The sequence below is a fragment of the Mesorhizobium sp. M1A.F.Ca.ET.072.01.1.1 genome, from assembly GCF_004023325.1.
Lineage (GTDB): Bacteria > Pseudomonadota > Alphaproteobacteria > Rhizobiales > Rhizobiaceae > Mesorhizobium.
In genome coordinates this window covers 1-11,677 of sequence record NZ_RZSF01000217.1, presented here as the reverse complement: position 1 = coordinate 11,677, position 11,677 = coordinate 1, and the positions used below count along the sequence as shown (strand labels likewise).

The 11,677-nt window shown below is 64.6% G+C and carries 11 protein-coding genes; 6 read left to right on the top strand and 5 right to left on the bottom strand.

What is annotated here, in order from left to right; all coding sequences use genetic code 11:
* Nucleotides 1-203: ribonuclease P protein component (gene rnpA, locus EOA32_RS25020; protein WP_128373148.1), on the top strand; the 203-nt coding region annotated here is incomplete at its 5' end.
* A gap of 14 nt (nt 204-217) precedes the next feature.
* A complete protein-coding gene (yidC, locus tag EOA32_RS25015) occupies nt 218-2,035 on the top strand; it encodes a membrane protein insertase YidC (protein WP_128373147.1) in 1,818 nt (605 codons plus the stop codon).
* 347 nt (nt 2,036-2,382) lie between these two features.
* Here yidC and EOA32_RS25010 read toward each other — a convergent pair whose 3' ends face one another.
* From EOA32_RS25010 to EOA32_RS25000, 3 genes are read right to left on the bottom strand one after another with little or no spacing between them, the layout of a single operon-like run.
* On the bottom strand, nt 2,383-3,924 hold the full coding sequence (locus EOA32_RS25010) for a DHA2 family efflux MFS transporter permease subunit (protein WP_067002991.1): 1,542 nt from the start codon (nt 3,922-3,924) through the stop codon (nt 2,383-2,385).
* On the bottom strand, nt 3,921-5,213 hold the full coding sequence (locus EOA32_RS25005) for an HlyD family secretion protein (RefSeq protein WP_128373146.1): 1,293 nt from the start codon (nt 5,211-5,213) through the stop codon (nt 3,921-3,923). The genes EOA32_RS25010 and EOA32_RS25005 overlap by 4 nt, the downstream gene beginning before the upstream one ends.
* On the bottom strand, nt 5,206-5,592 hold the full coding sequence (locus EOA32_RS25000; protein WP_245499375.1) for a hypothetical protein: 387 nt from the start codon (nt 5,590-5,592) through the stop codon (nt 5,206-5,208). The genes EOA32_RS25005 and EOA32_RS25000 overlap by 8 nt, the downstream gene beginning before the upstream one ends.
* A gap of 59 nt (nt 5,593-5,651) precedes the next feature.
* On the opposite strand from EOA32_RS25000, the gene EOA32_RS24995 reads away from it, so the two are divergent.
* From EOA32_RS24995 to yihA, 3 genes are all read left to right on the top strand, one after another.
* A complete protein-coding gene (locus EOA32_RS24995) occupies nt 5,652-5,942 on the top strand; it encodes a hypothetical protein (protein WP_245299785.1) in 291 nt (96 codons plus the stop codon).
* Between the two features lie 96 nt (nt 5,943-6,038).
* A complete protein-coding gene (locus tag EOA32_RS24990) occupies nt 6,039-6,677 on the top strand; it encodes a CatB-related O-acetyltransferase (RefSeq protein WP_067003291.1) in 639 nt (212 codons plus the stop codon).
* Nucleotides 6,674-7,345, top strand: coding sequence for a ribosome biogenesis GTP-binding protein YihA/YsxC (yihA, locus tag EOA32_RS24985; RefSeq protein WP_189407349.1), 672 nt, complete (start codon nt 6,674-6,676; stop codon nt 7,343-7,345). The genes EOA32_RS24990 and yihA overlap by 4 nt, the downstream gene beginning before the upstream one ends.
* Nucleotides 7,346-7,503: 158 nt before the next feature.
* Here yihA and EOA32_RS24980 read toward each other — a convergent pair whose 3' ends face one another.
* Nucleotides 7,504-9,954 (bottom strand): DNA translocase FtsK, encoded by a 2,451-nt coding sequence (locus tag EOA32_RS24980; protein WP_128373145.1) that lies wholly within the window; start codon nt 9,952-9,954, stop codon nt 7,504-7,506.
* A gap of 218 nt (nt 9,955-10,172) precedes the next feature.
* Nucleotides 10,173-10,871 (bottom strand): TetR/AcrR family transcriptional regulator, encoded by a 699-nt coding sequence (locus tag EOA32_RS24975; protein WP_067323814.1) that lies wholly within the window; start codon nt 10,869-10,871, stop codon nt 10,173-10,175.
* A gap of 135 nt (nt 10,872-11,006) precedes the next feature.
* On the opposite strand from EOA32_RS24975, the gene EOA32_RS24970 reads away from it, so the two are divergent.
* Nucleotides 11,007-11,677 (top strand): biotin/lipoyl-binding protein (locus EOA32_RS24970; RefSeq protein WP_145971345.1); only part of this gene is annotated, 671 nt, incomplete at its 3' end.

The window sequence follows — 11,677 nt, the reverse complement described above, 5'->3', positions numbered from 1 at the left end:
GCTACACCGTGACCAAGAAGGTCGGCAACGCCGTGGTGCGCAACCGCGTCCGGCGGCGGCTGAGAGAAGCCGTGCGAACGCATGCCGCCGATGACATGGCGCCCGGCAGTGACTATGTCATCGTCGGGCGCGAAGACGTGCTTGCCATTCCGTTCGGCCAGTTGAAGGCCGAGCTTTCCCGCCGGCTGCGCGGAACACGATAGGCCAAGGGCTTTCGATGGAAAACAACCGCAATTTCTTCATCACCATCGCGCTGTCGGTGCTGATCCTGACGCTCTGGCAGGTGTTCTACATGAACCCGAAGATGGAGCAGCAACGCGAGCAGGCCCGCATCGAGCAGCAGCGCGTCGAGGCGCAGAAGAAGGAAGCGCAGGGGACCAATCCGGGCGCGGCCGGGACGCCGGCGCCGGCTCCGGGCGCCATCCCGACCGCACCTGGCGGCGAGACAGTCACTGTCGAGAGCCGCGACCAGGCTGTTGCCGCGACCAAGCGCGTCAAGATCGACACGCCGAGCCTCGAGGGCTCGATCAACCTCACCGGCGCTCGCCTGGACGACCTCAAGCTCAAGCATTACACCGAGACGGTCGACAAGAATTCGCCCGAGATCCAACTCCTCAATCCGCAGGCGCTACCGACCGGCTATTTCGCCGAGATCGGGTTCGTCGGCACCGACAAGACCGGCGCGGTGCCGAGTTCCGACACGGTGTGGAGCGTTGAGGGCAATCCGACGCTGACCCCGTCGACGCCGGTGACGCTGACCTACACCAACGACAAGGGCCTGACCTTCAAGCGCACCATCTCGGTCGACAACGATTATATGTTCACCGTTTCGGACACCGTGCAGAATTCGGGAAGCGCTGCCGTCAGCCTGTTCAACTACGGTCGCGTCACGCGCTACGACAAGCCGGCGGTCGCCAGCACTTATGTGCTGCATGAAGGCCTGATCGGCGTTACTGGCACCGAGGGGCTGACGGAATACAAATACGCCGCCATCGAGAAGGACAAGGAAGTCAAGCCAGGCAAGTCGACCGACGGCTGGCTCGGCATCACCGACAAGTACTGGGCCGTCACCATGGTGCCGACCGAAAAGCAGCCCTTCCAGCCACGCTACGGCTATTTCGAGGACGGGCGCCATCGCTACCAATCCGACTTCCTCACTGATCCGATCAACATCGAGGCCGGCCAGTCCGCAACCATCGAAACCGAAGTGTTTGCCGGCGCCAAGGAAGTCGCCAAGATCAACGCCTATGAGGCTGACCGCCACATTCGCCAGTTCAATCTGCTGATCGACTGGGGCTGGTTCTATTTCATCACCAAGCCGATGTTCTGGCTGATCGACACGCTTTACAAATTCTTCGGCAATTTCGGCCTGGCGATCCTGGCCACGACCGTCATCGTCAAGGCCATCTTCTTCCCGCTGGCCAACAAGTCCTACGCGTCGATGGCGAACATGAAGAAGGTGCAGCCGAAGATGCTGGAAATCCGCGAGAAATACGCGGACGACAAGATGAAGCAGCAGCAGGCGATGATGGAGCTCTACAAGACGGAAAAGATCAATCCGTTGGCCGGCTGCTGGCCGGTAGCGCTGCAGATCCCGGTCTTCTTCTCGCTCTACAAGGTGCTCTACATCACCATCGAGATGCGGCACGCGCCGTTCTTCGGCTGGATCCACGACCTCGCGGCGCCCGATCCGACCTCGGTGTTCAACCTGTTCGGCCTGCTGCCCTTCGCGCCGCCGGCCTTCCTCCCGCATATGGGCGCCTGGGCGGTCGTGATGGGCATCACCATGTTCCTGCAGATGCGCATGAACCCGACGCCGCCGGACCCGACGCAGGCCGCGGTGTTCACCTGGATGCCGGTCCTCTTCACCTTCATGATGGGTTCCTTCCCGGCCGGCCTCGTCATCTACTGGGCCTGGAACAACCTGCTCTCGATCCTGCAGCAGGGCGTGATCATGAAGCGCCAGGGCGCCAAGATCGAGTTGTGGGACAATCTGGCGGCGATGTTCCGCAAGAAACCATCGCCGGCGGAATAGATGGCACCCCGGCCCTAACACCAAAAACCCCGGCATGACCGGGGTTTTTCGTTGGCGGCTTGCCCTATGGCGCTCCGGACAGAACTTCGCGCAGCCGTCTTTCGGAATTTGGCCTGCCCCCGCGAAACTGCGGCATGGCCTGCCTCGTAGCTTCCCCGGTCCTCCCCAAAAGCCGCGACGGCTTCCGGCGCAGCGACGCCGGTGTTGGGAAGGCCGTCCGGCAGGCCGGGGTCCCGCGGGGGGACCCCGGTTTTTCCTCCTAAAGCGCGACGCGCTTTAGGGACTTTGTTTTAATGCAGTGTCGTTTTCCCAAAACCGCTCCACGCTTTTGGGCGACATGCACCAGCTCACTCCATGACGGCGCTGTGGTCGACCTTGGCCGGTGTGCCAGGCTTGCGCAGCAGAAGCACAAGCGGGATGGCGGCGAGCGAGAGCAACATCATCAGCTCGAAGTCGTCGACATAGCTGATGATCGTTGCCTGCAGCGTGACCAGCCCGTCGAGCGCGGCGCGGCCGGCGGCGGTGTAAGGGCTCAGCGCCTGCGCGATCGCCGGATCGCCGAACGCCGGATTATAGGGCGTCACATAGTCGGCGATGTTGGCATGGTTGATCTGCTGGTTCTGCGTCAGAAGCGCGGTGACGACCGAGATGCCGACGCTGGAGCCGATGTTGCGCGACAGATTGTAGAGGCCCGTCCCTTCAGCGCGCCGTTCCGGCGCCAGCGTGGCGAAGGTGATGGTGGTGAGCGGCACGAACAGGAAGCCTAAGCCGGCGCCCTGGATGAAGCCGGTGCGGATGATCGTCCATTGCGAAACGTCCGGGGTCCAGCCGGTCATGTCGTACATCGCCCAGGCGGTGACCGCGAGCCCCGTGAACAGCAGCCAGCGCGTGTCGACCTTGCCGACCAGCCGGCCGACAAGGAACATGCAGGCCATGGTGCCTAGGCCGCGCGGCCCCATGACGATGCCGGCGGTCACCACGGGATAGCCCATCAGCGTTTGCAGGTAAGGCGTCATCAGCGCCAGCGAGGCGAGATAGGTGATGCCGATGATGAAGATGAACACCATGCCGACCGCGAAATTCCGGTCGAGGAACAGCCGCGGGTTCACGAAGGTGTCGCGGGCGGTGAAGGTGTGGACGATGAAGATATAGAAGGCCGACGCGCAGACCAGCGCCTCGACGATGATCTCGGACGAGGAGAACCAGTTGAGCTGCTCGCCGCGGTCGAGGAACATCTGCAGCGAAGCGATGGCGAGGCTGAGCATGCCGAAACCCAACCAGTCGAGCCGGGCCTTGAGGTCGAGCTTGGTCTCCTGCACGAACATCGAGACGCCGGCGAAAGCCAGCACGCCGATCGGCACGTTGATGTAGAAGACCCAGCGCCAGGAAACATTCTCGGTCAGCCAGCCGCCGATGACGGGCCCAAGCACCGGGCCAACCATCACCGAGACGCCGAACAGCGCCATGGCCGAACCGCGCTCCTCGACGCTGTAGATGTCGAGCAGGATACTCTGGGACAGCGGTACAAGGGCGGCGCCGAACAGGCCTTGAAGCAGCCGAAAGCCGACGATCTGCGGCAGCGACTGGGCAAAGCCGCACAGTACCGAGGCGACGACGAAGCCGGTGATGGCGACCAGCAGGATGCGCTTGCGGCCGAAGCGGTTGGCAAGATAGCCCGAAGGCGGCGTCATCACCGCCGCGGCGACGATATAGGAAGTGAGCACCCAGTTGATCTGGTCGGCGCTCGCCGACACGCTGCCCTGGATATAGGGCAGCGCCACATTGGCGATGGTGGTGTCCAGCGCCTGCATGATGACCGCCAGGATGACGCAGGCGGTGATGGCGCCGCGATTGGCGACCGCAGGCGTGCCCGTGGCGACGGTGCTCATGACTTTTGCTCAAACCGCTTGAAGAGGTCGGTCACGAAATCGGGCAGGCCGCGGGCATGTCCGGTGTCTATGCTGACAACCGCGCTCATGCCCCCGCGCAGCGGCGGATTGCCTTGCGGGTCGTCGATCGTCACCCGCATCGGAATGCGCTGCACGACCTTGACCCAGTTGCCGCTGGTGTTCTGCGCCGGAAGCAGCGAGAAGCTCGAGGACGAGGCCGGGCTGATGCTGCCGACCTCGCCATGCCAGACCTCGCCCGGATAGCCATCGATGCTGATCGTCGCCTTTTGCCCCGGCCGGACATAAGTGAGCTCGGTTTCCTTCGGCTCGGCGGCGATCCAGATGTCGGTCGACGAGACCAGGCTGAAGGCCGGCTGCGAGGCGGGAAGGTACTTGCCGACCTGCAGCGCATCGACATTGGTAACGATGCCGTCGAACGGCGCCTTGACGACGGAATCGCCGAGATTGCGCTGGGCATCATCCAGCGCCGATTGGGCCTGCAGGTAGAAGGGGTTCTTCTCGACCGGCTGGTCGGCGTCGCCGCCGAGCTGGGCGAGCGTTGCCTGCGCCTGCGCCTTGGCGACGATGACTTTCTGCCGGGCGGCGATGAGATCGTGCTGGGCGCTGTCGAAAGTCGCCTTCGAGGCGGTTGAGGTCTTGAGCAGATCCTGCTGACGCTGGAAGGCCGACTCGTAATAGGGGATGTCGGCCTCGGCCTGGGCGATCTGCGCCAGCGATTGCTGGTAGCTCGCCTGCAAGGTCAACACCTGGTTGCGCACCGTGCCGAGTTGCGCCTGAGCGCCGGCCAGCGCCGTCTCGAACGAGGCCGGCCGCAAGCGGAAGAGCACCTGGTCCCTCTTAACCGCCTCGTTGTCATGCACGTCGATCTCCTGCACGGTGCCGGAGACATCGGTGGAGACGCCGAGCGACTGCGCCTGGATATAGGCATTGTCGGTGGTCATGACCTGACCGCCGACGACGTAGTAATAGCCCCCGACCGCCAGCGCCACCGGAAGCAGCGCAAACAGGACAGACCGGGTCAGGCTGCGCCGCGGCTTGGCCCGGGCCGGCGAAGCTATCGTGACGGCGGCCGGCTTCGGCTGGGCCGAGGGTGCTTCGAGCGCAGCGGGTTCCGGCGCGACAGGCGCTTCCAGCTCATCGTTTTCGATCGCCGGATTGGCGGCACGCCTTTGCTCGCGCTGGCTGTCCAGGCGAATGACCTGGTCGCTGCTTCTGTCGCCGGCATTGTCGCCTTCGGCGGGCTTTCGTGGTGAGGCTGGTTCAGACATGGACTTTCTCCCGGTCGACAGCCGGCTGGGCGCAGGCCTCGAACAGATTGGATTTGATCAGACAAAGTGTTTGCAGCTGCTGCCGCGCCTCCGCGGAAAGGTGAATGCCTTGCTGTCGAGACAGATAAGCCCGCACCTGCCAATGCCCGCGGGTCAGGCCCGAGCGGCGCGAGCGCTGCTCGAAGCGCTTTCCGGGCAGGCGCGCGACGTCGTGCAGGACGAAGCTGCTGGTGAGCGAGGAAGGCATGGGAGGAACTTCGGAGTCGGCAGACAAGTTTTCGTGAGCATGCTTATTATCATCATGCACATAATCCTGCTGGACGCGGTGTGCAAGACCGGCTAAGCCGCCTGGAGCAAATGTCGCGCCGACGTGGCGCAACCGAAGGCCGGCAGAGGCACGCACGAAAAATGAAGACGAACCGGCTCAGAATCGCGACCGTGACTGCCCTGCTGACATGCGCGTTTCCGGCCGCCGCCAAGGAAGCGGTGAGCTGCGGCGGCGCGGCAATGCTCGGCGGCGCGCAGCTCAACTGCAGCCACGTGCAACCCAAGGCTCCGCCGCAGTTCTGCACCTATAGCTGGGCCCTGCACACCACGGTCGGCGACCAGAAAGTCGTCGACGGCAGTTTCACGCTGCCGCCCGGCGCCTCCAACGTCCAGGTCTACCAGGGCAGCGGTTTCGACAGCGCGCTTTCCAACCCGATCGTGATCTGTCGCGGCAGCCGCTGAGCGCGGGTTGGTGCTGCAGCCGGATCACGTTAGTTTGATCGGGAGACAGCGTCGCCAGGGCGCCGCCTCGTGCCTGCCAACTACGGACTGACCGCGATGACCGGACCCAATCCCAATATCAAGCATCCCATTGCGATGCATCCGCGCGTCGGCTTCCTGAAGCCGCTGGTCAATGCGCCGAACATCGAGATCGGCGACTTCACCTATTACGACGATCCCGACGGCCCGGACAAATTCGCCGAGAGGTGCGTGCTGCACCACTATCCCTTCATCGGCGACAGGCTGATCATCGGCAAGTTCTGCGCCATCGCCGAGGGTGCCCGCTTCATCATGAACGGCGCCAATCACGCCATGTCCGGCTTCTCCACCTATCCGTTCAACATTTTTGGCCGTGGCTGGGAGGAAGGTTTTGACCCCGAGACCTGGTCGAAAGAGATCCGCGGCGACACGATCGTCGGCAATGACGTGTGGATCGGCATGGATGCGGTGATCATGCCGGGCATCGAGATCGGCCATGGCGCGATCGTCGCCGCGAAATCGGTTGTCACGCACGACGTGCCGCCCTATGCGATCGTCGCCGGCAATGCGGCCAAGGTGGTGAAGATGCGCTTCGACGAGTTCACGGTGCGACGGCTTTTGAAAGCGGCCTGGTGGAACTGGCCGGTCGACAAGGTCAGCCGCAACCTCAACGCCATTCGTGGCGCCGACATTTCCAAGCTGGAGGCCGCCGTTTGAACGCGCCGGACAAAACCACGAGCGAAACTGCCATAAGGCCGGAGCTGTTCACCCGCGCGTGGATCTTCATCCGCGGCGTGCCGTCGATGAAATTCCTGCCGCCGGAAGGGCCGCCGGAGATAGCCTTTGCCGGCCGCTCCAATGTCGGCAAGTCGTCGCTGATCAACGCGCTGGTCGGCCAGAAGGGGCTGGCGCGCACCTCCAACACGCCGGGACGTACGCAGGAGCTGAACTATTTCGTGCCGGACGGCTTCTCCGGCGAAGGCGCCGACCTGCCGCCGATGGCGCTGGTCGACATGCCGGGCTACGGCTATGCCAGCGCGCCGAAGGACAAGGTCGATGCCTGGACGAAGCTGATCTTCGAATATCTGCAAGGCCGCGTCACGCTAAAGCGCGTCTATGTGCTGATCGACTCCCGGCACGGCATCAAGGCCAAGGACGAGGAGGTGCTGTCGCTGCTCGACAAGGCGGCGGTGTCCTACCAGATCGTGCTGACCAAGACCGATAAGATCAAGGCGGCCGGCGTGCCGAAGCTGATCGAGGAGACGCTTGCCAAGATCAAGAAACGGCCGGCGGCGTTCCCGGCGGTGCTCGCGACTTCGTCGGAAAAGGCCTCAGGGCTCGAGGATCTGCGCGCGGCGATCGCCTTGGTGGCGGACGGCGGCTGACGCATTTTTCGCCTTGGAGCAGGGCAGCCGCGTACTGCGCTCCCCCTCACCCAGTCTCCGCTTCGCCCGGCTGACCTCTCCCCGAGGGCCCCAGATAGAACAAGGACGGGCAGGACCAGCCGCGATCGGCCGACCTGACTGCGCGCCCTAACGCCCGCTCAATCCGTCTCGTCGCGCTCCGGCGCATGGTCGCGCCGGCCGGCAAGGATTTCGCGCTTGCCGACATGGTTGGGCGCGCCGACCAGGCCTTCCTTCTCCATGCGTTCGACCAGCGAGGCGGCGCGGTTATAGCCGATGCCGAGGCGGCGCTGGATGTAGGAGGTCGAGCATTTCTTGTCGCGCTTGACCACTTTGACCGCCTCCTCATAGAGGGCGTCGCCATCTTCGGCGTCGATCGAGCCCTTGTCGAAGACTGGACCCGTGTCGGCCGGATCTTCTTCCTCTTCCTCGCCGGCGGTGACCGTATCGAGATATTCCGGGCGGCCTTGCGCCTTCAAATGCGCCACGACGTGCTCGACCTCGAGATCGGAGACGAAGGGACCGTGCACGCGCACGATGCGTCCGCCGCCGGCCATGTGCAGCATGTCGCCCTGGCCGAGCAACTGCTCGGCGCCCTGTTCGCCAAGAATGGTGCGGCTGTCGATCTTGGACGTCACCTGGAAGGAGATGCGGGTCGGGAAGTTGGCCTTGATGGTGCCGGTGATGACGTCGACCGACGGGCGCTGGGTGGCCATGATCAGGTGGATGCCGGCGGCGCGCGCCATCTGCGCCAGCCGCTGGATGGCGCCTTCGATCTCCTTGCCGGCCACCATCATCAGGTCGGCCATCTCGTCGACGATGATGACGATGTAGGGCATGGGCGCGAGGTCGATCTCCTGCTCCTCGAACAGCGGCTCGCCCGTGCCCTTCTCGAAGCCGACCTGCACCTGCATGACGACGACCTCCCCCTTGTCGCGGGCGGCCGCGGCGCGCTGGTTGTAGCCGTCGATGTTGCGCACGCCGAGGCGCGCCATCTTGCGGTAACGCTCCTCCATCTCGCGCACCGCCCATTTGAGCGCGGTGACCGCTTTCTTGGAATCGGTGACGACCGGCGTGAGCAGATGCGGGATGCCGTCATAGACGGACAATTCGAGCATCTTGGGATCGACCATGATGAGGCGGCACTCGGCCGGCTTCATCCGGTAGAGCAGCGACAGGATCATGGTGTTGATGGCGACCGACTTGCCCGAGCCGGTGGTGCCGGCGACTAGCAGATGCGGCATCTTGGCGAGGTCGGCGATGACCGGCTCGCCGCCGATGGTCTTGCCCAGCCCCAGCGCCAACTTGCACGACGTGTTGCGGAAGCCGGCCGATTCGATCAGCTCGCGGAAATAGACCGTCTCGCGCGTTTCGTTGGGCAGCTCGATGCCGATGACATTGCGGCCCGGCACCACGGCGACGCGCGCCGAGATGGCCGACATGGAGCGGGCGATGTCGTCGGCCAGGCCGATGACGCGGCTGGACTTCACGCCCGGCGCCGGCTCGAACTCGTAGAGCGTGACGACCGGACCCGGCCGGACATGGATGATCTCGCCCTTGACGCCGAAATCCTCCAGCACGCTTTCGAGCAGGTCCGCGTTCTGTTCCATCCGCTCCTGCGACATGTAGAAGCCCTGGCCTTCCGGCGGCATCTGCAGCAATTCCTCGGACGGAAGCTCGTAGCCGGCCGAAGCGGGCTGCGGCGCGACCTTGCCGGCGACGGGCAGGGACGGCGCGGGTCTCGCGGCCTGGGCGCTCTTTGCGATGGGACGCGGCGCGACGGACTCAGGCGCGGGCGCGCGCGATTCGATTTCCACAGGAGCGGGCCGGAGCGCGGGCAGATCGACCGGCGCCGTCAGCGGGGCCAGACTTGCGGCCGGCCCGTGCGAGCGCCATTCGATGACGCGGTAGAACGAGGTCGCCTCGCCGATCGCGGCGGGGCGGAACGAGCTCGGTTGCGCCGCAGGACTCATCCGCGCGGGAGCCGCGGGCGTCTGCAAAGGATCGTTCAGCCGTGCCCGCGCCAGGCGCTCGGCGAGCAAGGGCAGGCTGAACTCGAAAAACGCATCGTCGGAGAGGTAGGACCAACGAAATTTCGGCGGCTGCGGCTTTTGCGCCGGAGTGGCTGCCGCCCGCAGCGGCGCGGCGCCGGCCTGCTGCGGCTTGACGATGGCCTGCGGCGGCTTGGCCGGGACGGTGGCGGCCGCGGCGGGGACTGCCCGGCCCGGATTGGTCGGCTGGGGCGCCGGCGGCGCCGGGCGGATGGAAACGCCGCGGGAAGGCACCGCCTTGGCCGGCGCTTCATCAACTGGCTCCGGCGCGGGCCGCTTGTCGGAATCCGGCGTGCGAGTGAAGCGCACATTGGGCGCGAGGAAGAAATATTGCTGCCAGGCCTGACCGCCGAACTCGTCGCCGCCAGCCGAATCGGCGGCGTTCGATTCGCCGTCAGCGGCGGCTCGCAGCGTGACCACCTGGCCCGTTTGCCGCTGCGGCGGCACGGCAGCGCCATGGTGCCGCGCGTCTTCCGAGCTGCTGTCGTCGTTGTCGCCGTAAGCGGAAGCGCCGGAAGGATTGGCACGGGTAAAACGCATGGATGTCACACTCGAGATTCGTCGAACAAACGTGTCCCGAGACATAGGAACCGATGGTTAACAAGCCCTTCCGGAAGGCTCCGCGAAAAGTGCCGATCGACGGTTCGAGTTGGCTGGAAGAAGAAGGTGACCGGTGGCATCGAAGTCAGCTGCGGCGGCGGCGGAGCGTCGCCAAAGCGCCTCGCGATCCTTCGCAATCGCTCCGCGCGCCGCGGGTTTCACGCCGAGAGCGAGGCCTGCTCCTCGGCCGCGAGCTTCTCGGTGCCGTAGGCCTTCAGAAAGACGTTCACGCCGGAGCGGACGACATGCTCGATTTCGGCCTGGCTCGGTGCCTTGGTGCGATAGGAAAAGATGCACTGCCGGAAGAGGCCGGCGAGGCAGAGCTCGGTGAACTGATAGGCGGCGAGATCGACATCGTCGATCTTCAGCAGGCCGCGTTCGACGGCTTCATTGAGGAAGATCATCACCTTGTCGTGGCCACGCTTGGGACCGCGCTCGTAAAAGCGGGCGCCAAGCTCGGGAATCCTGTCGGAAGCGCCGACCACGGTGCGCTGCGCCTGGATGACCTTGGCCGAGGTGATCTTGGCGGAGAGCACCATGCCGAACTTCACCAGCGTCTTGCGCAGGTCGTCGAAATGGTCGAGCACCTCATACATATTCTTGAAGATGGTGCCGCGCTCTTCTTCGATGAGAGCCTCGAACAGCTCTTCCTTGTTGGCGAAATAGACGTAGATCGTGCCCTTGGAGACGCCGGCCTCGCGCGTGATGTCGTTCATCGACGCGGCTTCGAAGCCCTTGTCGATGAAGACGCGGCGCGCGCCTTCGATAATCTGGGCCCGTTTGATCGGATCCTGCCCGGCCGCGGGACGGCCTTTGCGCAGGTCGAGCAGATCGCTATCGGCTGTCGTTTCGACCATCGGAGTCAAACCTCACGAAATATTTCGAACCAACCGGTTCGATTTGCTCTTGATATGGGCCTCTTTCCGCGCTATGTCAATCGCCAATTCGAACCGAACGGTTCAGTCTGACTGACTTGTCTCAGAGAGATTATCATGTCCTCGAACGTGCCCGCTACCGCCGAAGTCCGCAATTTCCCCAACGCCAAGGTCCAGCCGTCGACCGAAGCTCCGGAAGCGCCTGTACTGCCCGCGCCTGCCGAAGCGCCGGCCAAGAAGAAGCGCTCTGTCCGCTCGCTGCTGCTGCCGATCATCGGGCTGGGCCTCCTCGGCGCCGGCTCCTGGTACGGCTATGATTACTGGACCGATGGCCGGTTCATGATCTCCACCGACGACGCCTATGTCCAGGCCGACATGTCGTTCGTGTCGCCGAAAATCTCCGGCTATGTGGACAAGGTGCTGGTGAGCGAGAACCAGAGCGTCAAGGCCGGCGATCCGCTGTTCGTCATCGATGACGGCGACTACAAAATCGCGGTCGGCCAGGCGGAGGCGCAGATCGCCACGCTGGCGAAGACGCTCGACCGCATCGATGCGCAAACCAAGGCGGCGCAGGCCTCGCTGGCGCAAGCACAGGCGCAGAAGATCGCCGACCAGGCGGCGGCCGACAATGCGGCACGCGCACAGGCCCGCGCGGCGCAGCTGCTCAAGACGCATGTCGGCACGCAGGCACAACTCGACGACGCCCAGACGGCGCTCGACCAGGCCAAGGCAGCCCTCGCCGGCGCCGACGCGCAGATCACCGCCGCGCAGGCCAATATCGGCGTGCT